We start from the raw sequence: 21,818 nt of genomic DNA on the forward strand, positions 1-21,818 counted from the left end.
AAGGTGCACCGTTTGTACCCGCCTATCGGAGGGTTGTGTCCCTAAACGGCTTGGGCCAGTGAGACGGCGAAGCGGCCCTGAGAGTCGGTCCACCAGCGGTGCAAGGAAAATCCGCTCTCTTCCAGCTCCCGCCGCACACCGTCCTCCCGGAACTTCGCCGACACCTCGGTCCGCAGTTCCTCGCCCGCGCGGAATTCCACGGTCAGACCGAGCTCCGCGAGCGTCACCGTCATGTCCCGCTTGGCGCGCAGGCGCATCTCGATCCACTCCTGCTCGGCGTTCCACAACGCCACGTGCTCGAACGCCTCGACGTCGAAGTCTCCGCCGACCTCGCGGTTGAGCACGTTCAGGACATTCCGGTTGAACTCGGCCGTAACGCCCTGCGCGTCGTCGTACGCGCGCACCAACGTCTCCTCGTCCTTCACCAGGTCGGTGCCGAGCAACAGCCACTCCCCCGGCTGCAGCACGTCGCGGACCGTGCGGAAGAACTTCTCGCGCTCCTCCGGGATCAGGTTGCCGATCGTGCCGCCCAGGAACGCCACCACGCGCGGCGACTCGCCCGGCAGCAACGACAGGTGCTGCGTGAAGTCGCCGACCACACCGTGCACGCGAAGGCCCGGGTAGTCCGCCATGATCGCGTGCGCCGCGTCGGTCAACGCCGACACCGACACGTCCTGCGGCACGAACTCCTGCAGCGTGCCGTGCTCCCGCAGCGCGCTCAGCAGCAGCCGCGTCTTCTCCGACGACCCGGAACCCAGCTCCACCAGGGAATGCGCCCTGGTCGTCGCCGCGATCTCCTTCGCCCGCTCGGCGAGCACCTCGCGTTCGGCGCGGGTCGGGTAGTACTCGGGCAGCTGCGTGATGTCCTCGAACAACGCACTGCCCGCGGCGTCGTAGAACCACTTCGGCGAGACCCACTTCGGGCTTGCCGTCAGCCCCGCGCGCGCATCGGCACGTAGCGCGTGTGCGGCGTCCTCCGGTTTGAGATGAACGTCCAGCACCGGCTCGGTCATATCGGTTGAACCTCCACAGTGGATGGAGCAGCGGTGACCACGTGCCTGTCGGGGATCTCCCGCCAGTCCGGGTCGTCGTCAAGCGGTTCGGACGCGAGCGTCACGCTCTGTCCTTTGGCGAGCACCCACAGGGCGTGTGTCCACGTTGTCCCCACGAGCACTTCACCGTTGGTCAGCAGGAAGTTCAGGCGCGACTTCGGGGCCGCGTCCACCACTTCCCGCACGAGTTCAACAAGCGTTTGGGCCGGATTCTTCCCCGTTTCCAGGCGCCGTCTCAGGACCGTCCACAACAGCGCGGAGTCGGTCGGCGCGTCCATCGTGAGCAAGTCGGTCACGTCCAGCGTCTTCGCGAGCCCCGCCACGGTGTGCGGCCAGCCGTCGACGCGTCCGTTGTGGCTGAACAACCACGTGCCGTCGGTGAACGGCGCGCACGCGGCATCGGCCACGGGCATGCCGACCGTCGCGGAACGCACCGCGGCCAGGAAAGCCGTCGACTCCACAACCGCCAGCTGCCGCAGGTTCGCGTCACTCCACAACGTGCCCGCGCGCCGGTACCGGACGGGGCCGGGGAACCAGCCGACGCCGTAGCCGTCGACGTTCACCGTTCCCCCGGCCCGCATGTCAGCGGGCGCGTAGGACTGGTGCTCCAACGAGTGCGGTGCGTCGTAGAGCAGGCCGGCCAAGGGCACGGCGGGGCCCAGGTACGCCAGATGGCGGCACATCGCCTAGGCGTCCCTGGCGCAGCGGAAGCCGGCGAAGATCTGCCTTCTGATCGGGTAGTCCCAGTTGCGGAACGTCGCCCTGATCGCGGACTTGTCGGTGCCGAACGAGCCGCCGCGCAGCACCTTGTACTCCGGTCCGAAGAAGACCTCCGAGTACTCGCGGTACGGAAACGCTTCGAAGCCCGGATAGCCGTGGAAGTCCGTCGAGGTCCACTCCCACACGTCGCCGATCAGCTGGTGCACGCCGCTCGCGGACACTCCCGCCGGGTACGCCCCGACCGGTGCCGGACGCAGGTGCCGCTGGTTCAGGTTCGCGTGCAGCTCGGTCGGGTCCTCGTCGCCCCACGGATACCGGCGGGTCCGCCCTGTCGACGGGTCGTAGCGGGCGGCCTTCTCCCACTCCGGTTCGGTCGGGAGCCGCTTGCCCGCCCACGTCGCGTACGCCTGGGCCTCGTGGAAGCACACGTGCACAACGGGTTCGTCCGGCACGATCGGTTCGGTCACGCCGAACGCGGTGCGGCTGAACGAGGTGCCCTCGCGGTGCCAGAAGCGCGGTGCGACCAGCTTCGCCGTCGTCCGGTGCTCCCAGCCCGCCTCGGTCCACAGGCGACGGTCGTCGTAGCCGCCTGCCAGGACGAACTCGGCGTACTCGGCGTTCGTGACGGGCGTGGTGTCGATGAAGAACGCGTCGACGTGGACGGCGTGCGCGGGACGTTCGTTGTCCAGCGCCCACGGTTCGTCCGACGTACCCATCTCGAACGGTCCAGCAGGGATGAACGCTTCCGTTGCGGGAACGAGGTTTCCGTGCGGCGGCGCCGGTGCGTGCAGAACGGGCTCACCGACGCGCAGCTGGTGCGTGGCGAGCATCGTCTCGTCGTGCTGCTGCTCGTGCTGCACGATCATGCCGAACGCGAACCCGTTCTCGACGAGCCTGCGGCCCTGCAGCGGCACCTTCTCCAGCACGTCGAACACCTTGCCGCGCACATCCCCGACGTACTGGCGTGCCTCGCGCGGGTTGAGCAGCGGTAACTCGGGCCGCACGCTCCGTGCGAACTTGAACGCGTCGTAGTACTCGTCGATGTCGCTGCGGACCGGTTCGCGACCTCCGACGTCGCGAACGAGCCAGAGCTCCTCCTGGTTGCCGATGTGCGCCAGGTCCCAGACCAGCGGCGACATCAGCTTCGAGTGCTGCCGGACGAGATCGTGCTCGTCGACGGCGTCGGTCAATGCGGTGGAACGCGCGCGCGAACGCAGAAGCTCTTCTGCCACACGCTCGCGGAGACCGTCACCATTCATTTGGCGTGTCACAGCTTCCCCTCAAGCTCCCGGCTGATGGTGCTGATCTGATCGTGCGAAAGACCGGTGCGGCACAACGCCTCGATGCCCAGCGCCACGACATCTCTGGCGGCCTTGGCGATGCGTTCGTCCGCCATCCCGTGCCGCGCGGCGACGAGCCACCGCCCGGCAGCCCGTTCCGTCGCCGCCAGCACACCGTCCACAACGGACGGATCGCTGAACAGCGCGACGAGTAGTGCACTCGGCGCGATCCACCCGCCTGGCGCGGGTGTGTCGAGATATCTGATCTCGAGGTAGCCGCGCGGTCTGACCGGCGGGAACATCGTCGTCAGGTGGTAGTCGAGATCGTCGCTCGTGGGGCTGCGGTCGAGCGCACCGTCGATCCACTCCGCGAACGTCAGCGGGCGCGGCGGAATCCAACTGGGACCAGGACCGCGCACGACGATCACCGGTGTGTCGAGGACCCGCCGGGCGTAGGCCTGTGCCGGATCGGCGCACACAGCGCTCGGTCTGGTGCGCACGGGATCCGTGCCGTAGAGCGTGCGCATGCGCGCGGACGCCCAGTTCTGGTGTCTGTCACCGATGCTGGGAGAGTTCGCGAACAACGCGTTCAGCACCGGCCCGAGCTGGTGCACGGCGGCCCATCTGTCCCTGAGGTGCTTCTCCTCGCCGAAGTCGAGGCACACCTGCAGTCCGGCCGTGCTGCACATCATCGCGATGCCGTCGCCGCCCACCTGGCCGAACGCGTGCTCCATCGCGGCGTATCTGGGCACCTGCAGCATGCGCGTGGGGCCGCGGTGCTGGTCGCCGCCGCGATCGCCGAGCACGAGACCGTGGTCCGCCAGCATCGCGGTGAGCTGGGAAATGTCCTGGGCGACCGTGCGGAAGAGGTCCGGGAGGCTGGTGCAGGGAGGAGTCGAGATCTCGACCTGCCCGCCCGGTTCGACGGTCAGCGGGGTGCCGCTCGGTAGCGGCCTCTGGGGACTGTCCGGTACGAGGGTCGGTGGCGCGTGGTCTCCGAGAGCCGCGGCCAACCTGCGTGAATCGAGGGTTCGAGCTGGGTCTTCCGCGTGGTGCACCGTCCATTCGAGCTCCACGCCGAACAGCCGTGGAGGTCCGTGCTTGAAACAGACCGAGGCCACATAAGCCTCGGCCTCGGCGCGGTCGGCGAACCTCGCCGGCGCCGGTTGGTCACGCAACGCAGTCACGCTGCCACACTCCCCGTGATCGTCTGGCGCACACGACGCTACACGCGGGGTCTGACAGTTGCACGCGTTGAAATCCTTACAGATCAAGGATCTGCCGTGCGCACGCGTGCGCACGAGCGTCAAACCCGGTGGTGGCGGGACGAAGAGTTCGACGGAGTGCATCGCCGCGGCGTGACCGAGTGCGGCCGGATCGATCACGGGCGGTGCCCGTGGGACACGGACCCGCGCCGGTTCCCCGACCGCGGCCGCGCCGCCCGCCTTCGTCGTCATGAGGCTGCCGAGGAATCAATTCGGCCATACCGTTGGTCCAGTGAATACGCCACTGGTATGACCGAACTGTGGGCGACGTCAAGAAGCGCGAACACCGGTCGCGGGTCCGCGAGGCGTGCGCCCGGCGAACCAGGCAGGCGGTCGTGGCCGCGGCGGCGGAGCTGTTCGTCGAACGCGGCTACGCGGGCACGTCGCTCACCGACGTCGCGAAGGCCGCGGGTGTGTCCAGGCCGACGGTCATCGCCGCGTTCGGGTCCAAGCCGGCCCTGCCGCGCGAGGTGCTGAACCAGGCGCTGGCCGGCGACGACGAGCCGGTGGCGGTGCCGAACCAGCCCTGGTTCCGGCCGGTGTGGGATGCACGGACCCGGCCGGGGTGTTCGAGGCCTACGCCGACGTGTGCGTGCTCATCGCGAGCCGCGCGGCGAGACTCTTCGAGGCGGTGCGCCAGGCCGCCGGCGACGCGCCGGATGCTGCGGAGCTGTGGGCGACCCTGCAAGCCAACCGCCGTGCCGGGTCCGCGATGGTCGTCGAGCACGCGGCCGGGCTGGGACCGCTGGCCCACGACCTCGACACCGCGATCGACGTGATCTGGATCCACAACGACTCGGCGCTGCACGCGTCGCTGGTCGGCGGCCGCGGCTGGCCGGTGCCGAAGTTCCGGGACTGGCTCGCGGACAGCATGAGGCGGGCGGTCCTCGGCCAAGGACCGCCCGACCGCGACAACTGAGGCTTGGCCGTGGAGAAACCGGCGACCTTCGAGTTCGCGAAAACCACGAAAGCGGGGCCTCCCGGCAAAGAAGGCCCCACTCACCAATCAGGTACGGGCGTTCGAACGTCCGCGCAGCACGGTGTTGGCCGTGGACGCGTTCTTGATGGCCGTTTCGATCTGGGCCATCGTGGACGACGAGGTGATTCCCGGAACCGTGGCCGTGTTCAACGCGTACAACGTGAACGTGTACGGGTTGGTGGAACCACCGGGACACGGCCCGAAGAACTTCTGCGAATTCGCGCCGGACCCCATCGCCTTCTGCTTCGCCGTGCCCTGACCGGGCACGTTGAACCCGGCACCCAGGTTCTCCGGCAACGATGTCGTGGCCGCCGGAATGTCCCAGATCGCCCAATGCAGTTTGTTGCCGTTGTTCGCGCGGTCCGCGAAGACGATCGCGTAGGCCTTGGCGCCTGTCGACTCGCCCCACGCCAGAGGCGGCGACGGGTCCTGGCCCGCCACACCGTCACCGGCACAGGTGTACTTGGCCGGGATCATCGCGTCGTCCGCGAACGCCGAGGACGTCAGCTTGAACCCGGCCGGCGGGTTGCCGCCCGAGTACTGGATGTCGATCAGCAGGATGCGGTCGTTGTTCGCGGTGCCGTCCTTGTCCGTCGTGGTGGTCAGCCAGATGTCGCCGTCGTGGTCGACCTCGACCGTGCGCAGCCGGTTGTAGGTGCCCTGGAAGTACACCTTCTGGTCGACCAGCGTGTCGCCGTCGATCCGCAGGCGGTACACGCGCTGCCCGACGGTCGTGGCCACGAACACGTGGTCGTTGATGATCGTGAGGCCGGAGGGCGAGGCCTGCGAGGTCGACCAGGTCTTCTTCGGCGCGATGTAGCCGGAGCAGCTGCCCTGGGTGCCCTCGCAGTTCGGCCAGCCGTAGTTGCCGCCCTTGACGATCAGGTTGACCTCGTCCTGCGAGGAGTCGCCGAACTCGGACTCCCACAGCCGGCCCTTCGAGTCGAAGTCGAGGCCCTGCGGGTTGCGGTGGCCCTTCGACCAGACGGCGTTGCCGAAGGGGTTGTCCGACGGGATCGAGCCGTCCAGGTTGATGCGCAGGATCTTGCCGTTGAGCGAGTTGTTGTTCTGCGGGTTGTTGTCCGGGTTCTGCGCGTCGCCGACGGACACGTACAGCTTGCCGTCCACCGGGCCGTACCGCAGCCGTCCGCCGTTGTGGTAGCGGTTCTTCGCCATGCCCTGCAACAGGATCTGGTACGAGCTCTGCACGAGCGCGCCGTTCTCGTACTTGATCCGGATGACGCGGTTGCCCTCGGACGCCGTGTGGTAGACGTACAGCCAGTGGTCGGTGTTGAACGACGGCGAGATCTCCAGCCCGAGCAGACCGCCCTCACCGTTCGTGCCGACGGCCTGGCTGATCTTGCCGGCCAGCGTCTTCTGCCCGCTCTTGGTCAGCCGGTAGATGTTGAACGTGTTGCGCTCGCTGAACAACGCCGAGCCGTCGGGCAGGAACACCAGGCCCCAGGCCACATCCACGCCGGACGCGATCGTCGACACCGTGCCGGGGTCGGGCGTTCCGGTCGGGCCGCCGGCGGCCGGGGTCACCTTGATCTCGTTGGACAGCCCCGACTTGTTGCCCTTCGCGTCCTTCGCGAGCACCCGGAACGCGTACTCGGTGCCGGTGGTCAGACCGGCCACCGTCGCGGAGGTGGCGTTGCCGTCGGCGGTCTGCCTGGCCTCGCCGTCGACGTAGATGTCGTACCCGGTCACGCCGACGTTGTCGGTGGAGGCGTTCCAGGCGAGGTCGACGCTCGTCGCGGTCTTGCCGGTCGACCGCAGGTTTCCAGGCACCGTGGGCGCCTCGGTGTCCGGCGGCGCTGGCTGCGTGCGGCCGGGCACGTTGTTGGAGGCCTGCGAGACGTTGCCGGCGGCGTCCTTCGCGAAGACGGTCCAGTCGTACTCGGTGTCCGGCTGCAGGCCGGTCGCGGTCGCCTGGAGCACGTTGCCGACGCTCGTGACGTGCTGGCCGTGCTGGTACACGTCGTAGCCGACGACACCGACGTTGTCGGTGGCCGCTTCCCACTTGAGCGACACGGAGTTCTGCGTCGACGACACGAACTGCAGGTTCTTCGGCGGCGTCGGCGGCTCGTTGTCGGGCGGGCCGACCAGCACGGCGGACAGCTTGTCCGCGTTCGGGCCGCCGTTCGCGGTCGTCGCGGTCGCCCGGATCCTGTTCGGCCCGGCCTTCAGCGTCACCTTCGCGGTGCGCGTCTGCCACGTCGTCCACGCGCCGGTGCCGGGGAACGACACGGTCTGCGCGCTGCCACCGTCCACGGTCACCGACACCGGACGGTCGGTCGTCGTTCCGTTGGCGTAGCGGAAGGTCAGCTCGTGCTCACCACCCTGGTCGGCGGTGATCGTGTACTCGACGTACGAGCCGACCACGTTGTCGTAGTTGACGAACCCGGTGCCGGAGAAGCCCGCGTGGTTCGACTCGACGACACCCTGGCCGATCGTCGCGTTCTCCGCTTCCTGCTCGAGAGCGGGAACCGCGTCGGTCTGCTCGACCTCGACGTAGTCCAGGTTCGGGCCGCCGCTGGCACCCGTGGACGTCAACCGGATCGTGTTGGCACCAGCGGTGAGCTGAACCGTGTTCGTGACCGACGTCCACGTGGTCCACGCACCGGTGCCCGCGAACGAGCGTTCGTCGACGGCGAGGGCACCGTTGACGTTCACGTCCACCGGCCGGTTGTCCGCGGTTCCGTTGGCGTAGCGGAAGGTCAGCTTCGCCTCGCCCGCCCTCGCGGCGTTCACGGCGAACTCGACCGAGCTCCCGGCCACGTTGTCGAAGTTGACGAACCCGGTTCCGGAGAACCCGGCGTGGTTCGACTCCACCACGCCCTGGGAGATCGTCGCGCTCTCCGCTTCGTACCTCACCGGCGCCGCGACGGCGCTCTCAGGTACCGACATCACTGCGATGGTCGTCGCGAACGCAACACCCATCGTGCCGAGCGCGCGTAACGCCCGGCCTCTGCTCGGTGCCACTGTTGTGCCTCCCACGAGACGGGTAGGGGGATCACTGCGAGCGGCGGCGGAGTTCAGTTATTGGATAGAAACTTTCCTATCTGTCACGCCGATCACACCACCGCATGACAACCGCTGTCAATCCCTGGGCCGAAGTGCGGGAAAGCGTTTACCGAACCCGTCACAGGTTCCGGTTCTGGGCCAGCGCGGCGATCAGATCGGAGACCGCACGGCTCACCAGCAGATCGACCACGTGGACGCCTGTGGACTGACCGTCCCTCAAGATCTTGGGCTGCCACCCGAGGCGCTCCGCGAGCGTCGACAGCTTGATGATCTCCTGCGTCTCCATGGCGGTGCAGGATATTGGTGGCGATGGCGGAGGTCGCGCAGGGCTGGCCGATGATCCACACGAAAGGGATCACAATCCGTACGTACGGATTGGATTTCCCGTGCTCCCCCTGCGACCATCTACAGGTGCCCAGGGTGAGCCAGGACCACCTCGACGCCCGCCGCCGTCAGATCCTCGACGGCGCGCGTGCCTGCTTCGCGCGCCACGGCTACGAGGGTGCCACGGTACGCCGCCTGGAAGAGGCGACGGGCCTGTCCCGCGGTGCGATCTTCCACCACTTCCGCGACAAGGAGTCGCTCTTCCTCGCTCTCGCCGAGGACGACGCCCTGCGGATGGCGGACGTCGTGGCCGAGCAGGGTCTCGTCCAGGTCATGCGCGACCTCCTCGACGAACCGGAGAAACGGGACGAAGAGCACGCGGCCGACTGGCTGGGCACCCGGCTGGAGGTCTCCCGCAGGCTCCGCACCGACCCGGACTTCCGCGCCAGGTGGGCCGAGCGAAGCGAGCAGCTCACCGCCGCCACCCGCCAGCGCCTCATCCGCCAGCGCGAGGCCGGCAACCTGCGCGACGACGTCGACGTGACGGTCCTGACCAGCTTCCTGGAGCTGGTGCTGGAGGGTCTGGTCTCGCACCTCGCGATGGGCCTGCCCGCGGACGACATGGAGCCCGTGCTCGATCTCGTCGAAGAAACCGTGCGGCGACACCGCCGGAGCTCTTGAAGCTTCTTCACGTACCGCGCACTGTGGACGTATGTCCACGCTGAAGACCGCCGCCCAGTTCTTCGCAGTGCGCACGCTCCTGCGCGGCTATGCGCTCATCGGTGACCCGTACGCCAAGGTGATCACGTCGCCGCCGAACAGCGACCCGTACCTCATGTACGAGCGGATCCGGGCCAAGGGCGACATGGTCCGCAGCAAGATGGGCGCCTACGTCACGACGTCCCGCGAGATCTGCGACTCGGTCCTGCGGGACAACAGGTTCATCACCGCCACCTTCGACGAGGCCTCGATGGTGCCGATCACGCTCGTGAAGGACGGCGAGAAGATCGTCAACCCGGTGCAGGACTCGTTCCTGATGATGAACCCGCCGGACCACACCCGGCTGCGCAAGCTCGTCCAGCCGTTCTTCACGCCACGGGCGCTCAAGGACCGCACCGGGTCCATCCGGCAGATCGTTGCCACGTACCTGGACAAACTGGACGGACGGTTCGACGTCGTCACGGAGTTCGCCGCGCAGGTACCGATCCAGGTCATCGCGGACCTGCTCGGCGTGCCCAACGAGGACAAGGCGACCTTCGCCCGGTGGGGCAGCGCGCTCGCCGAGACGCTCGACGGGGTGTGGTCGCACAAGCAGCTGAAGGACTTGCACGCCACCATCATCGAGTACAACGACTACATCGACGGCCTGATGGACGAACGCCGCCGCAACCCCAAGGACGACATCGTCAGCCACCTGGTGACCGAGCACGCGGACCTCAGCCGCGAGGACCTCGTTGCCACGACCGGGTTGTTGTTGTTCGCCGGGTTCGAGACGACGGTCAACCTCATCGGCAACGGTGTGCTGAAGGCGTTCGAGAACCCGCACACCGTCGCCCCGCTCGCGCAGAGCCCGGAGTACGCCGAGGGGTTCGCGGAAGAGGTGCTGCGGCTCGACCCGCCCGTGCAGTACACGCTGCGGTGGCCCAAGGAACGCCTCGAGCTCGCCGGAGTGACGCTGCCCAAGGGCATGCCGGTGATGCTCATGCTGGCGGCGGCGAACCGCGATCCGCGTGCTTTCAAGGACCCGCTGAAGTTCGACCCGACGCGGTCCAACGCCCGCGAACACCTGTCGTTCTCCGCGGGCATCCACTACTGCATCGGCGCGGGGCTTTCGCGGATCGAGGGTGCGATCGCGTTGCACGAGCTGTTCAAGCGTTTCCCCGGCCTCGCGCCGGACGGACCGGTGACGCGCAGGAAGTCGAAGCTGATTCGCGGCGCGTTGCGACTTCCGGTGCGGGCGAACGAGACCAAACGGTCACTGGCGGTGAAGAACAGCTGACGTGGGGCGAAATCCGTCGCAACACGTGCTCGACTTCACCCGGCTGGAGCAATGTTCGTACCCCAATGACACATCTGCGTAGTGCATCCTTAAGAGCGAGAGGGAGCCCCGCCGCACCGCCGCCGCGACGGGCCTCCCTCTCGCCTTGTTCATCGGTCACTCCACGCCGGACATCAGGTTGCGGATCGCGGGGGCGGCGAAAGCGAGCGCGACACCCAGTACGACGGCCGCGCCGCCCAGCGTGAAGAAGTAGGCCGACGGGCTCGTCGTGTAGAACTTCACGAGCTGCGCGGCCACACCGGTGCCGGCCGAGACCGCGAGGAACCACAGGCTCATCGTCTGCGACGCGAACGCCTTGGGCGCGAGCTTCGTCGTGACCGACAGGCCGACCGGCGACAGCATCAGCTCACCGCAGGTCATGATCAGGAACATCACGATCAGCCAGAGCGGCGTCACCTTGCCGTCGGCGGCCGAGTCGCTCGCGAAGTACATGAGCACGAACGACAGACCGACCAGAACGAGCGCACCGGCGAACTTGCGCGGCGTGGACGGCGCGCGGTCGGCGAGCTTCAGCCACAGCCACGCGAACACCGGCGCCAGCGCGATGATCATGATCGGGTTGATCGACTGGAACCAGACGACCGGGAACTCCCACCCGAACACGTGGTTGTCGACGTGCGAGTCGGCGAACTCCGCGATGACCGACGCGCTCTGCTCGAAGATCAGCCAGAACATCGCGGCCGCGACGAACAGCGGGATGTACGCGAGCACGCGCGGCTTCTCCACCGGCAGCGTCTTCTTGCTGCGCAGCATCACGGTGAAGTACGCGATCGGCAGGACGATCGACATGACGCTGATCATCAGGATGACGCCCTCGACGCCACCGAGGAAGTACGACACCACGCCCAGCACGCCGATCGCGACGACGACGGCGGCGATGAGGCCGTAGACGCGGCCCTTCTCCTGCTCGGGCAACGGGTTCGGCGCCACCGCGGCGGAACCGCGCAGGTGCTTGCGGCCGATCCGGTACTGGACCAGGCCGAGCGCCATGCCGATCGCGGCGACCGCGAAGCCCGCGTGGAAGCCGATGCCGTCCGCCAGCGCGCCGGTGATCAGCGGCGACACGAAGCCACCGATGTTGATCGCCATGTAGAAGACCGTGAAGCCCGCGTCGCGCCGCGTGTCGTGCTGCTCGTAGAGGCCGCCGACGACGGTCGAGATGTTCGGCTTGAGCAGACCGGTGCCGAGGACGATGAAGATCAGGCCCAGGTACACGCCCGTGATCCCGATCGGCAGCGCCAGCGCGATGTGGCCGCACATGATCAGCACGCCGCCGTAGAACGTGGCCCGCTGGCCGCCGAACACGCGGTCCGCGAGCCAGCCGCCCGCCACGCCGGACATGTAGACCGCGGTGCCGTAGATGGCGACGACGGACAGAGCCAGCGCCTTGTCGACGCCCAGACCGCCCTCGGACACGGCCGTCCACAGGTAGAGGCCGAGGATGGCCTTCATCCCGTAGTAGGAGAACCGTTCCCAGAGTTCGGTGAAGAACAGCGTGGAGAGGCCTCGGGGATGCCCGAAGAAGCCCTTGTCCTGTTCGGAGACGCTGGCGCTGGTGGCGCTCACGATCATCGTCCTCTCGTGTCAACGATGTCACGGCGGATTCGGCGCACATTACGCCGAACGCCCGTACGGTTTGCAGTCGGGGTTGCGTCCGCGTGGCCCAAATCTCTCGCCGGGGTGCGCATTTGAGCGGGATTTGATGCACTGCTGGGGTGGACTTGATCCAGGCACACGGACTGGCGATGACGGAGTTCGACAAGCGGGTGCGGGCGATCGCACCGGATCAGTGGGCGCTCGGCACGCCCTGCCGGGAGTGGTCGGTCAGAGACCTCGTCGGCCATTTGGTCTACGAGCAGCTCTGGGCACCGGAGCTGCTGGCCGGCTGCACCGTGAAACAGGTGGGCGACCGCTTCGACCACGACAACCTGGGCGACGACCCGCTGGTGTCCTGGGTGGTCGCGGCCGCGGCGGCGCGCGAGTCGTGGCTGGAGCCGTCGGCGTTGTCGAAGCGGGTGCACGTGTCGTCCGGCGTGATCGACGCCGAGGAGTACTGCTGGCAGATGACCACGGATCTCGCCGTGCACGCGTGGGATCTGGCGCGCTCGATCGGCGCCGACGAGCAGCTGGACCCGGAGCTGGCGTCGACGGTTCTGAAGTACGTGGAGCAGAACGTCGACGAGTGGTCGGCCACTCCGTGGTTCGACTCACCGGTACCGGTCGCGCCGGACGCGGACGACCAAACACGACTGATAGGACTTCTGGGACGTAAGCCCTAGCATCTTGACACTCGTGACTTAGGTTGCGCACAGTAACGCTACCGCCGCTTTCAGTCAGGAAAGTTACCTGTCGAAAGAGGTGGCAATGCGCAAGCTCGCCCCAGGGCTTCTCGCTGTGTCCGCACTCGTGGCCTCCGTCCTGGCCTCCCCTACCGCCCAGGCCGCAGGCCCCACCGCAGCGCAGTTGCTGGCCAAGCTGACGTCGTGCCAGCAGATCTCGAACGGCAAGTACCGCACGGACACCGAGACCGCCGCGAACATCCCGGTCTGCGGCAAGAACGGCGCCGTCTGGTACAAGGCCGACATGGACATCGACTGCGATGGCCAGCCGACCACGAAGTGCAACAAGAACACCGACCCGTGGTTCCAACCCGACACCGCCTTCCACGACTCGAAGGGCAAGCCGCTGGTCGCGGACAAGCTCCCGTACGTGGTCGTGCCCAGCGCCAGCAGCACTTGGGACTACCGCAAGTTCGGCATCCAGGGCGGTGGCGTCGTGGCCGTCATCTACAACAACAGGGTCGACTACGCCGTCGTCGGCGACACGGGGCCGTCGAACATCATCGGTGAGGCGTCCTACGCGTCCGCGGTGACGCTGGGCATCAACCCGGACCCGAAGAACGGCGGCACCGACGGCCCGGTGCACTACCTCTACTTCAAGAACTCGAAGGTGTCCCCGATCGAGGACCACGGGAAGGCCGTCTCCCAGGGTGAGTCCCTGGCGCAGAAGTTCCTGAACGAGAACTGACGTGCTTGAAGCGCCCCGCTTCGCATCCCCCTCTTGCCTCCTGCGAGGCGGGGCGCTCCTCCCCCGATCGCGGCGTCCTCAGATCCCCCCGGACCGGTCGGCCGCACCGCTTTTCTACAGGGTGATCGTTGTCCGGTGTCGGAGCGTGTTCAGCGGACAACGACCTCCGGACAACGTTTCGGCCACGAACACGCGCCGGCCCCGGCGCCGGATGCGCCGGGGCCGGCGGGTGCCGGACGGATCAGCCGACGTGTGATCGACGTCCGCACCGGTGAGTGGTCGTGGGTGGACCGCTTCAAAACCCTGCCAGGGTCTCGTGACCGGCCCCTGAACGCGAGATGACCTTCTTCTCCAGGCTGACGCACCTGATGCCGACGGCGTCCAGGTGCTCACTGACTCGCACGAACCCGGCGCTCTCGTAGAACCTGAGGTTCTCGTCGCTCTCCGCACCCGTGAAGAGCCAGACGACCCGGACCTGTTCGGGCGCCCGCGTGCTGATCGCTTCGAGCAGCCGCCTGCCGACACCACCGCCCTGCACGTCGGGAGCCACCGACAACCGGGCGACCTCCATGCGGTCGCCGTCGACGCGGCTGCGCACCGACCCCACGAGCCGGGGCCCGTCGAACGCTCCGAGCGCGGGCGTGCCGTCCTTCAGGTGGTTGATGATCTCGTCGAGCGTCTCGACGAGCGGCGGCAGGTCCCAAGCCCCGTACCGGCGGGCCTCCTGCAGGTAGGCGGCGCGCTGGATCGTCATGACCTCACCGGCGTGCTCCGCGGTGAGCGGTCTGATGTTCACGGCCCGGTGACTCCGGGCGTCCAGCTCTCCGGCAACCCGCTCTCGGTGAGGATCAGCTGGTGGTCGTGGAAGCCTTCCGGCGCGTCGGGCTGCCAGGGCCACTGCCCCTGCGGCGTCGGCACGATGATCTGCACGGCCGCGAAGTCCGAGCCGTCGTAAAGGAGGTACGCACTCCCGAAGAACTCCGGATAGAAACCCTTGTACACGCGCTCGAACGTGACCGGCACACCCTCGAAAAAGCCGTAGTAGAGCTGACCGGGCACAAACCGCTCGCCACCGCTCGCACGCTTCACGTAGAGGTTGATCAGGTTCTCGCCCATGCCCTGCGGCAGCCCGATCACGACGGCCTCCGCGACCCCGAACCGCCGCCACGCCCCCACCGAGAACACGTACCCGGGGCCCTCGGCGTCCGGGTTCACGACGATGTTGGTGTGGCCGTGCCGGTCGGCGGCGGAGAGCAGCCGGGCACGCAGTTCGATGTCTTCGTCGGAAAGCACGACATCCACCCTACGGCACCTTTTCTGTGCCATTGCAAGGCTTAGAGCCGCTCCAAGGCTCCCACCTTCAGGCGGATTTGGCTTGGCATCCGGGACAGCAAGGCACCGACCACCCACCTGCCCGTCTCGGCCGATGCGTGGTCGGCGTTCCTCAATGTCGTTCGCCGGGATCACCGCGCGGCTTGATCGCGTCGACCGCACCGAATGGCAATCGACCGGCGGCATCGTCCAGAACGTGAAACGCCGGCCACCCCGAAGGCGTGACCGGCGTTCTCGAACGACCAGGTGTCAGCCGACCTCGGCCATGACCTCGTCCGACACGTCGAAGTTCGCGAAGACGTTCTGCACGTCGTCGCAGTCCTCCAATGCGTCGATCAGCTTGAAGATCTTCTTGGCGCCCTCGGCCTCGAGTTGCACCGAGACCGACGGCAGGAAGCTCGACTCCGCCGACTCGTAGTCGATGCCCGCGTCCTGCAGCGCCTTGCGGACCGGGATAAGGTCGCCCGCCTCGGACACGACCTCGAAGGCCTCGCCCAGGTCGTTGACCTCCTCGGCACCGGCCTCCAGCACCGCCAGCATCACGTCGTCCTCGGTCGTGCCCGCCTTCGGCACGATCACGACGCCCTTGCGGCTGAACATGTACGACACGGAGCCGGGGTCGGCCATCGAGCCGCCGTTGCGCGTCATCGCCGTGCGGACCTCGGTGGCGGCGCGGTTGCGGTTGTCCGTGAGGCACTCGATGAGCACCGCGACACCGTTGGGGCCGTAACCCTCGTACATGATCGTCTGCCAGTCGGCGCCGCCGGCTTCCTCGCCGCCGCCGCGCTTGCGGGCGCGCTCGATGTTGTCGAGCGGCACCGAGTTCTTGCGGGCCTTCTGGATCGCGTCGTAGAGCGTGGGGTTGCCGTCCGGGTCGCCGCCGCCGGTGCGGGCAGCGACCTCGATGTTCTTGATCAGCCGCGCGAAGAGCTTGCCGCGCTTGGCGTCAATAGCGGCCTTCTTGTGCTTGGTGGTCGCCCACTTTGAGTGGCCGCTCATTTCTCCTCCGTCGAACCTCGGACCATGTCAACGAACAGGCGGTGAACGCGCTCGTCGCCCGTGAGCTCCGGGTGGAACGCCGTCGCCAGCACGTTGCCCTGCCTGACCGCGACGATCCTACCGGCGGCATCCCCCGCCTCAGCCGTAACAGGCACCGTAGCGAGCACCTCGACCTCACCGCTCACCGCCTCCACCCACGGTGCGCGGATGAACACGGCGTGAACGGTCTCGCCCGCCAGATCAAGATCGGTCTCGAACGAGTCGATCTGCCGCCCGAACGCGTTGCGGCGCACGGTGACGTCCAGGCCACCGAGCTGGTGCTGGTCATCGCGACCGTCGAGCACGTCGTTGGCCAGCAGGATCATGCCCGCGCACGACCCGTACGCGGGGAAGCCCGCCTTGATCTTGGCGCGCAGCGGCTCCAGCAGCTCGAAGTTGTCGAGCAGCTTGCTGATGGTCGTCGACTCTCCGCCGGGGATGACGATGCCGTCCAGCTCGTCGAGCTCGTCCGGGCGGCGGATGGGGCGTGCGGTGACGTCGCACTTGGCGAGCGAGATCAGGTGCTCCTGGACGTCGCCCTGCAGGGCGAGCACGCCGATGACGGGTGGGGCGGTGACAACCATGCCACCAGCATATTTGAGCCTGGTCAGCCCGCTTGTCGCCGGTCCGGTTCGATGAGCGGCACGACCCGTTGCTCGTCCCGCGAGCAGGGCTTGCCGATGTACTTGGTGGCGATCCGGTCCACGACCTCCCAAGCCGCGTCGCCCTCCAGCCACTCCACCACCCGCCCGCGCACGATGACCGGCTGGAACGGGTTGTCCGTACGGGTCAGCGACAACGCGACACGAGGATCCCGCCGCAGGTCGCGAGCACGTGCTGCCCGGCCCCGGCTCAGCGTGACAACCCCTGCCACCAGCATGTTCGAGGCGCCGAGGGCCTGTCGGCCGTGGTTGGCCCTGGGCGTTTCAGCGTAGCCGGCGGTGATCTTTGTTCGTCCCGACGGATGTCGCCCGGAGCGGGGTTAACAACGTTAACTCAACAGCGTGTCCAGCATCGACGACCACATGACCACCCTGCCCCGCGACCCACGCGCCGACGAGTACCCGATGCCGTTCGTGCCACATGGCTGGTACGCGCTCCTGCGCAGCGTTCAGCTACCTCGCGGGAAGGTCGTGCCCCTGCACTACTTCGGCCGGGCTCTCATCGCCTTCCGCGGTCCCGACGGGCGACCGGCGGTGCGAGACGCCCACTGCCCGCACTACGGCGCGCACCTCGGCGTCGGCGGGAAGGTGGTGGACGGGACGGTCGAGTGCCCGTTCCACGGCTGGCGGTTCGCGGCGGACGGCCGGTGCACGTACGCACCGTTCGCGGCCCGGCCTCCGAAGGTCTCGATCGGCGGGTTCGAGGTCCGCGAACACAGCGGACTGATCTTCGCCTACACCGGGCCGGACACGCCGGCGTGGGAGGTGCCGGAGATCCCGGAGGGAACGGCCAGGGAGTTCGCACAGCCGATCGACGACGTGCAGACCGCGCGCATCCACATCCAGGAAATGCGCGAGAACATCGTCGACGAATCGCATTTCCACTTCATTCACGGACAGAGCGAGCCGCCGGTGCAGGACCTGGTCGTGGACGGGCCGTTCGCCGAGGTTCGCGGCCGCTTCGCGCGGCGGGTGCTGGCCTGGGACGTCGACAACACCTTCGACGTGTTCATGTACGGGCCCGGCGTCATGGTGGTGCGCGTGTTCGGCCGCATGCTTTCACTGACCGCCATCGCGCTCACCACGCCGATCGACGACCGCACGAGCGAGCTGCGAATGCTCTACCACGTGCGCAAGCCCGCCGGGCTGCCGTTCCTCGCGCCGCTGCTCAAGCTCGTCTTCCGCACGCAGGCTCTCGGCGAGGTGCGTGAGGAGGTCCGCATCTGGGACCACAAGGTCCACCAGGCCCGTCCGGTGCTGTTGCCGCACGAGCGCGGCATCAAAGCGCTGCGGCGCTGGTACGCCCAGTTCTACTCATGACAGTACGCGGGGAGCTTTCGTACTCTCGGAGCGTACGAAAGCTCCCCGCGTACTGCTCAGTGCTCGTCGTAGTGGCCGTTGTGGGCCGCGTGCCGATGCCCGTCGTGCACGTAGTCGACGTGGTCGGCGTGTGGGACAGCCACGTGGCCGCACCCGTCGCCGTGCGCGTGAGTGTGCGTGCCGTGCTCGTTGTGGCCTTCCGGTTCACACTCGTCGAAGTGGCCGTCGTGCTCGCGGTGCAGGTGTCCGTCGTGCACGTAGTCGACGTGGTCGCTGTGCGGCACTCCGACGTGGCCGCATCCCTCGCCGTGGGTGTGGGAGTGGTCGGCGTGTTCCAGGTGGCTCGTAGTCATGGGATCAGGCTGCTCCGCGACGCCGCTCGCCGCGTTTCCAGCCGCCCGACCGGGTGACACTCACCCGCGCAACACCGGTTCCAGCTCGAACCAGCCGTACGGACAGGGATCCAGCAGCCACGAAAGGACCTCCTCGGCCACCTCGGGAGACGGTGGTCGAGGAGGTCCCGAAGAGCACCGGAGTCAGTCGACGGACACGAGCTCCTGCTGCGCGGCGGAGGCCTGACGCGACTTCACGAAGCGCCAGCCCAGGAACAGCAGCAGCGCGAGCACCGGGATCGACCAGAACGCGATCCGTTCGGCCTCACCGTCGGAGAACGCCATCTGCCCGATCACCAGCGCGAGGAACCCGAGCGTCAGCCACGAGGTGTAAGGGGCGCCTGGCATCCGGTAGGACGGCCGTTCGATCTCGCCGTGCAAAGCCTTCTGCCGCAACCGCATCTGGCAGATGATCAGCGTGGCCCACGTCGACACGACACCCAGCGACGCGATGGCGATCGCGATGTCGAAGGCCTCCTTGGGCACCGTGTAGTTCAAAACAACACCGAAGAGGTACGCGACACCGGTGAACAGGATGCCGCCGTACGGCACGTGCCGGGAGTTCATCTTGCCGGTGAAGGCGGGCGCCTCGCCCTTCTGCGCCAGCGACCGCAGGATGCGGCCGGTGGAGTACAGGCCCGAGTTGCACGACGACAGCGCGGCCGTCAGCACGACGGCGTTCATGATGTCGCCGACCGCCGGGATGCCCAGCGCGGAGAACACCGTCACGAACGGCGACTCGGCGCCGGTGAAGTGGTCCCACGGCAGGAGCATCGTCAGCAGCAGCACGGAACCGACGTAGAAGATCGCGATCCGGTAGACCACGCCGTTGATGGCGCGCGGCATGATCTTCTCGGGGTTCTTGGTCTCACCGGCGGCGATGCCGACGAGCTCGATGGCCGAGTAGGCGAAGACGACGGCCTGCAGGGTCATCAGGGCGACGCCGAAACCGGCGGGGAACATGCCGCCGTGGCCCAGGGTGTTCGACACCGACGCGGTGGTGCCGCCGATGTCGGCGGCACCGATCACCAGGCCGATGCCGGTGACGAGGAAGACCACGATCGCGGTCACCTTGATGACGGAGAACCAGAACTCCAGTTCACCGAACAGCTTGACCGAGAGCATGTTGATCGCGATGAGCACGAACAGTGCGACCAGTGCGGTGACCCACTGGGGCAGGTCCGGGAACCACTTGTGCATGTAGATCGCGACGGCGGTGATTTCGGCGATGCCGGTCATCGCCCAGTTCACCCAATACATCCAGCCGGACGTGAAGCCCGCCCACGGGCCGATGAACTCGCGGGCGTACTCCACGAAGCTGCCGGCCACCGGGCGGTGCAGGACGAGCTCGCCCAGCGCGCGCATGACGAAGAACGCCGCAAGACCGCACACCGCGTAGGCCAGGATCAGCGACGGCCCCGCCTTGGCGAGGCGGCCGCCGGCGCCGAGGAAGAGGCCGACACCGATCGCGCCGCCGATGGCGATCATCTGCACCTGACGCTTGCTCAGCGCCTTGGTGTAGCCGTCCGCATCAGTTTCCTGAGAACTCACGAAGAGATTCCTTCCGAAACGGAAAAATGCTCGCGTCGGAACCTCCCGCGCCCCGACGCGCTGTTGCGGGGGACCTTAGTGAGCGGCGGTCATCACCAAGTAATCAGTTGGGGAAGGCTTAACGTAATCGACGTCACACAGCGCGTTGTTGAGATCGTCCCAAATGTCCTCGACGTGCTCCAATCCGACGGAAATGCGAAGCAAATTCTCCGGAACGCCCGAAGCACGCAGATCCTCACCGGGCACCAGCCGATGGGTGAGCGCCCACGGGTGCTCGATCAGGGTGTCGACCGAGCCCAGCGACACCGCCGGGGTGACCAGCTTCAGCCGCCGCACGATCGCCGTCGGGTCGCCGTGCACGCCGAACGCGATCATCGCGCCGGTCCCCCGCATCTGCAGTGACGCGGTCGGGTAGCGCACGAACTCCACGGCGTCGTGCTCGGCCAGCCGGGAGGCCAGCACGGCGGCCGAACGAGATGCCGCCTCGACGCGCAACGGCAGCGTCGCGAGGCCGCGGTGCAGCAGGTAGCCGCCCAGCGGGTGCAGCACGGCGCCGGTGATGATCCGGACCTGCCGCAACGCCGCCGCCAGCGCCTCTGAGCAGGCCACGACGCCGCCGAGCACGTCACCGTGCCCGCCGAGGTACTTGGTGCCGGAGTGCAGCACGTACGAGGCGCCGTGCAGCGCCGGGTTCTGCAGGATCGGGGTGGCGAACGTGTTGTCGACCAGCACCGGCACCGAACCGGCCTGGCGCACGACGTGCTCGATGTCGACCAGGTCCAGGTTCGGGTTCGCCGGCGTCTCGACGACGATCAGCCCGGTGTCCGGCCGGATCGCGGAGGAGACCAGGCCTGCTTCGACATAGGTGGTGGAGACGCCCAGGAGACCGGACGACAGCAGGTGGTCGGTGCCGCCGTAGAGCGGCCGCACGGCCACGACGTGCGGCTTTCCGGCCATCACACACGCTGCCTGGATCACCGCGGTGACCGCGGCCATGCCGCTGCCGAACGCGACGGCGGCCTCGGTGTGCTCCAGCGAGGCGAGCGCCTGCTCGAACCGGGCGACCGTCGGGTTGTGCAGCCGCGCGTACACCGGCGACGCGGCCTGTGCCGCGCCCGTGGCCCACTCACCCAGTGCTTCCCCGCCGAGTTCCTGGTCGGGCACGGGGTAGGTGGTGGACAGGTCGATGGGAGGCGCGTGCACGCCGAGCTCCGCGAGGTCGTCGCGGCCGCCGTGCACTGCGATGGTCTCGATGCGCGTCATGGCCGGAATGGTGGAGACTTCCTCGTCAGAACGGGCGACAGACCGCAGCAGATTCGGCAGAATGGAGAGAAGGCGTGCTGGATTCGATCGACGAGGCCATCGTGCGGGAGCTGCGGAAGGACGCGCGGCTGCAGAACAAGGACCTGGCCGAACGCGTGAACATCGCGCAGTCCACCGCCGTGGTGCGGCACCGCGCGCTGCGGGAGCGCGGAGTGATCACCGGCTATCACGCGGAGATCGATCTCGGCGCGATCGGACGGCCGGTGCAGGCGATGCTCGCGTTGAAGATCCGCCCGCACACAAAAGAGATCGTCGACCCGTTCATGGCTTACGTGCTGAGCCTGCCGGAAACTCTCGCGCTCTCCCACGTGACCGGTCCGGAGGACTTTTTGGTGCACGTCGCAGTTTCGGATGTCGGCCACCTGCAACGACTGGTGCTCGACAAATTCACCAGTCGCCGAGAGGTGACCGAGGTGCACACGAATCTGCTTTTTTCGCACGTTCGCAAGTACTGAGCCAGGCCCCCG

23 protein-coding genes and 1 pseudogene are annotated in these 21,818 nt (G+C 67.6%); 9 read left to right on the forward strand and 15 right to left on the reverse strand.

Annotated features, from left to right (window positions below; all coding sequences use genetic code 11):
- Positions 1-41: 41 nt before the first annotated feature.
- Genes egtD through JOD27_RS31970 form a run of 4 tightly spaced genes read right to left on the reverse strand, consistent with a single transcriptional unit; the run spans position 42 to position 4,239 of the window.
- The gene (egtD, locus tag JOD27_RS31955) at positions 42-1,013 is read right to left on the reverse strand and encodes an L-histidine N(alpha)-methyltransferase (RefSeq protein WP_204766026.1); all 972 of its coding nucleotides are present in this window, start codon (positions 1,011-1,013) and stop codon (positions 42-44) included.
- Positions 1,010-1,735: an ergothioneine biosynthesis protein EgtC gene (gene egtC / locus JOD27_RS31960; RefSeq protein ID WP_204766027.1), complete on the reverse strand. Its 726-nt coding sequence runs from the start codon at positions 1,733-1,735 to the stop codon at positions 1,010-1,012. Before egtC ends, egtD begins: the two co-directional genes overlap by 4 nt.
- A gap of 3 nt (positions 1,736-1,738) precedes the next feature.
- Positions 1,739-3,031, reverse strand: a complete 1,293-nt coding sequence (gene egtB, locus JOD27_RS31965; RefSeq protein WP_204766150.1) for an ergothioneine biosynthesis protein EgtB — start codon at positions 3,029-3,031, stop codon at positions 1,739-1,741.
- An 8-nt stretch (positions 3,032-3,039) separates the two neighbouring features.
- Positions 3,040-4,239 (reverse strand): glutamate-cysteine ligase family protein, encoded by a 1,200-nt coding sequence (locus JOD27_RS31970; protein ID WP_307830451.1) that lies wholly within the window; start codon positions 4,237-4,239, stop codon positions 3,040-3,042.
- Positions 4,240-4,652: 413 nt separating this feature from the next.
- On the opposite strand from JOD27_RS31970, the pseudogene JOD27_RS47260 reads away from it, so the two are divergent.
- Both JOD27_RS47260 and JOD27_RS46920 read left to right on the forward strand, forming a co-directional pair.
- Positions 4,653-4,721, forward strand: a pseudogene (locus tag JOD27_RS47260) (TetR family transcriptional regulator); the annotation flags it as partial.
- A gap of 137 nt (positions 4,722-4,858) precedes the next feature.
- On the forward strand, positions 4,859-5,236 hold the full coding sequence (locus JOD27_RS46920; RefSeq protein WP_307830462.1) for a hypothetical protein: 378 nt from the start codon (positions 4,859-4,861) through the stop codon (positions 5,234-5,236).
- An 87-nt stretch (positions 5,237-5,323) separates the two neighbouring features.
- On the opposite strand, the gene JOD27_RS31985 is transcribed toward JOD27_RS46920, so the two are convergent.
- Together JOD27_RS31985 and JOD27_RS31990 are read right to left on the reverse strand one after the other, a co-directional pair.
- Entirely contained in the window at positions 5,324-8,206 is a 2,883-nt protein-coding gene (locus JOD27_RS31985) for a PQQ-dependent sugar dehydrogenase (protein WP_239569827.1), read from the reverse strand.
- Positions 8,207-8,441: 235 nt separating this feature from the next.
- Positions 8,442-8,609, reverse strand: coding sequence for a hypothetical protein (locus JOD27_RS31990; protein WP_204766030.1), 168 nt, complete (start codon positions 8,607-8,609; stop codon positions 8,442-8,444).
- A 125-nt stretch (positions 8,610-8,734) separates the two neighbouring features.
- Between JOD27_RS31990 and JOD27_RS31995 the strand changes: the two genes are divergently transcribed.
- Positions 8,735-9,328: a TetR/AcrR family transcriptional regulator gene (locus JOD27_RS31995; protein WP_204766031.1), complete on the forward strand. Its 594-nt coding sequence runs from the start codon at positions 8,735-8,737 to the stop codon at positions 9,326-9,328.
- Between the two features lie 31 nt (positions 9,329-9,359).
- Complete coding sequence (locus tag JOD27_RS32000; protein WP_204766032.1) at positions 9,360-10,646, forward strand: cytochrome P450; 1,287 nt, start codon at positions 9,360-9,362, stop codon at positions 10,644-10,646.
- A gap of 156 nt (positions 10,647-10,802) precedes the next feature.
- Here the strand turns inward: JOD27_RS32000 and JOD27_RS32005 are convergent, their stop codons facing one another.
- Positions 10,803-12,278 carry a peptide MFS transporter gene (locus JOD27_RS32005; protein ID WP_204766033.1) on the reverse strand — a complete coding sequence of 492 codons (1,476 nt, stop codon included), beginning with the start codon at positions 12,276-12,278 and terminating at the stop codon, positions 10,803-10,805.
- Positions 12,279-12,421: 143 nt separating this feature from the next.
- Here JOD27_RS32005 and JOD27_RS32010 point away from each other — a divergent pair, with 143 nt between their 5' ends.
- Positions 12,422-12,985: a TIGR03086 family metal-binding protein gene (locus tag JOD27_RS32010; protein WP_307830453.1), complete on the forward strand. Its 564-nt coding sequence runs from the start codon at positions 12,422-12,424 to the stop codon at positions 12,983-12,985.
- An 85-nt stretch (positions 12,986-13,070) separates the two neighbouring features.
- A complete protein-coding gene (locus tag JOD27_RS32015; protein ID WP_204766034.1) occupies positions 13,071-13,733 on the forward strand; it encodes a glycoside hydrolase family 75 protein in 663 nt (220 codons plus the stop codon).
- A 295-nt stretch (positions 13,734-14,028) separates the two neighbouring features.
- Here the strand turns inward: JOD27_RS32015 and JOD27_RS32020 are convergent, their stop codons facing one another.
- Both JOD27_RS32020 and JOD27_RS32025 read right to left on the reverse strand, forming a co-directional pair.
- On the reverse strand, positions 14,029-14,529 hold the full coding sequence (locus JOD27_RS32020) for a GNAT family N-acetyltransferase (protein ID WP_204766035.1): 501 nt from the start codon (positions 14,527-14,529) through the stop codon (positions 14,029-14,031).
- Positions 14,526-15,026 carry a DUF4262 domain-containing protein gene (locus JOD27_RS32025; protein ID WP_307830454.1) on the reverse strand — a complete coding sequence of 167 codons (501 nt, stop codon included), beginning with the start codon at positions 15,024-15,026 and terminating at the stop codon, positions 14,526-14,528. The genes JOD27_RS32020 and JOD27_RS32025 overlap by 4 nt, the downstream gene beginning before the upstream one ends.
- Positions 15,027-15,113: 87 nt before the next feature.
- Here JOD27_RS32025 and JOD27_RS47265 point away from each other — a divergent pair, with 87 nt between their 5' ends.
- Positions 15,114-15,212 (forward strand): DUF397 domain-containing protein, encoded by a 99-nt coding sequence (locus JOD27_RS47265; RefSeq protein WP_372441768.1) that lies wholly within the window; start codon positions 15,114-15,116, stop codon positions 15,210-15,212.
- 102 nt (positions 15,213-15,314) lie between these two features.
- Here the strand turns inward: JOD27_RS47265 and JOD27_RS32035 are convergent, their stop codons facing one another.
- The 3 genes from JOD27_RS32035 to JOD27_RS32045 are packed head-to-tail and all read right to left on the reverse strand — an operon-like array spanning position 15,315 to position 16,977.
- The gene (locus JOD27_RS32035; RefSeq protein WP_204766037.1) at positions 15,315-16,064 is read right to left on the reverse strand and encodes a YebC/PmpR family DNA-binding transcriptional regulator; all 750 of its coding nucleotides are present in this window, start codon (positions 16,062-16,064) and stop codon (positions 15,315-15,317) included.
- Positions 16,061-16,687: a pyridoxal 5'-phosphate synthase glutaminase subunit PdxT gene (gene pdxT / locus JOD27_RS32040; protein WP_204766038.1), complete on the reverse strand. Its 627-nt coding sequence runs from the start codon at positions 16,685-16,687 to the stop codon at positions 16,061-16,063. The genes JOD27_RS32035 and pdxT overlap by 4 nt, the downstream gene beginning before the upstream one ends.
- 23 nt (positions 16,688-16,710) lie before the next feature.
- A complete protein-coding gene (locus JOD27_RS32045) occupies positions 16,711-16,977 on the reverse strand; it encodes a pyridoxamine 5'-phosphate oxidase family protein (RefSeq protein WP_239569830.1) in 267 nt (88 codons plus the stop codon).
- 130 nt (positions 16,978-17,107) lie between these two features.
- On the opposite strand from JOD27_RS32045, the gene JOD27_RS32050 reads away from it, so the two are divergent.
- Positions 17,108-18,085, forward strand: coding sequence for a Rieske 2Fe-2S domain-containing protein (locus JOD27_RS32050; protein WP_307830455.1), 978 nt, complete (start codon positions 17,108-17,110; stop codon positions 18,083-18,085).
- Positions 18,086-18,141: 56 nt separating this feature from the next.
- Here the strand turns inward: JOD27_RS32050 and JOD27_RS32055 are convergent, their stop codons facing one another.
- From JOD27_RS32055 to JOD27_RS32065, 3 genes are all read right to left on the reverse strand, one after another.
- Positions 18,142-18,438 (reverse strand): hypothetical protein, encoded by a 297-nt coding sequence (locus tag JOD27_RS32055; protein WP_204766039.1) that lies wholly within the window; start codon positions 18,436-18,438, stop codon positions 18,142-18,144.
- A gap of 183 nt (positions 18,439-18,621) precedes the next feature.
- The gene (locus tag JOD27_RS32060) at positions 18,622-19,965 is read right to left on the reverse strand and encodes an amino acid permease (protein WP_204766156.1); all 1,344 of its coding nucleotides are present in this window, start codon (positions 19,963-19,965) and stop codon (positions 18,622-18,624) included.
- Positions 19,966-20,103: 138 nt separating this feature from the next.
- Complete coding sequence (locus JOD27_RS32065; RefSeq protein WP_204766040.1) at positions 20,104-21,291, reverse strand: trans-sulfuration enzyme family protein; 1,188 nt, start codon at positions 21,289-21,291, stop codon at positions 20,104-20,106.
- Between the two features lie 74 nt (positions 21,292-21,365).
- On the opposite strand from JOD27_RS32065, the gene JOD27_RS32070 reads away from it, so the two are divergent.
- Positions 21,366-21,806 (forward strand): Lrp/AsnC family transcriptional regulator, encoded by a 441-nt coding sequence (locus JOD27_RS32070; RefSeq protein ID WP_189259809.1) that lies wholly within the window; start codon positions 21,366-21,368, stop codon positions 21,804-21,806.
- The last annotated feature ends 12 nt before the right edge of the window (positions 21,807-21,818 follow it).

This window comes from Lentzea nigeriaca, from assembly GCF_016907955.1.
Lineage (GTDB): Bacteria > Actinomycetota > Actinomycetes > Mycobacteriales > Pseudonocardiaceae > Lentzea > Lentzea nigeriaca.

What these genes read in the sequence shown, in the direction of transcription:
- egtD (WP_204766026.1), bottom strand. Translation starts at nt 1,013, where the DNA reads ATGACCGAGCCGGTGCTGGACGTTCATCTCAAACCGGAGGACGCCGCA.
- egtC (WP_204766027.1), bottom strand. Translation starts at nt 1,735, where the DNA reads ATGTGCCGCCATCTGGCGTACCTGGGCCCCGCCGTGCCCTTGGCCGGC.
- egtB (WP_204766150.1), bottom strand. Translation starts at nt 3,031, where the DNA reads ATGAATGGTGACGGTCTCCGCGAGCGTGTGGCAGAAGAGCTTCTGCGT.
- JOD27_RS31985 (WP_239569827.1), bottom strand. Translation starts at nt 8,206, where the DNA reads ATGTCGGTACCTGAGAGCGCCGTCGCGGCGCCGGTGAGGTACGAAGCG.
- JOD27_RS31990 (WP_204766030.1), bottom strand. Translation starts at nt 8,609, where the DNA reads ATGGAGACGCAGGAGATCATCAAGCTGTCGACGCTCGCGGAGCGCCTC.
- JOD27_RS32000 (WP_204766032.1), top strand. Translation starts at nt 9,360, where the DNA reads ATGTCCACGCTGAAGACCGCCGCCCAGTTCTTCGCAGTGCGCACGCTC.
- JOD27_RS32005 (WP_204766033.1), bottom strand. Translation starts at nt 12,278, where the DNA reads ATGATCGTGAGCGCCACCAGCGCCAGCGTCTCCGAACAGGACAAGGGC.
- JOD27_RS32015 (WP_204766034.1), top strand. Translation starts at nt 13,071, where the DNA reads ATGCGCAAGCTCGCCCCAGGGCTTCTCGCTGTGTCCGCACTCGTGGCC.
- JOD27_RS32035 (WP_204766037.1), bottom strand. Translation starts at nt 16,064, where the DNA reads ATGAGCGGCCACTCAAAGTGGGCGACCACCAAGCACAAGAAGGCCGCT.
- pdxT (WP_204766038.1), bottom strand. Translation starts at nt 16,687, where the DNA reads ATGGTTGTCACCGCCCCACCCGTCATCGGCGTGCTCGCCCTGCAGGGC.
- JOD27_RS32055 (WP_204766039.1), bottom strand. Translation starts at nt 18,438, where the DNA reads ATGACTACGAGCCACCTGGAACACGCCGACCACTCCCACACCCACGGC.
- JOD27_RS32060 (WP_204766156.1), bottom strand. Translation starts at nt 19,965, where the DNA reads ATGATCGCCATCGGCGGCGCGATCGGTGTCGGCCTCTTCCTCGGCGCC.
- JOD27_RS32065 (WP_204766040.1), bottom strand. Translation starts at nt 21,291, where the DNA reads ATGACGCGCATCGAGACCATCGCAGTGCACGGCGGCCGCGACGACCTC.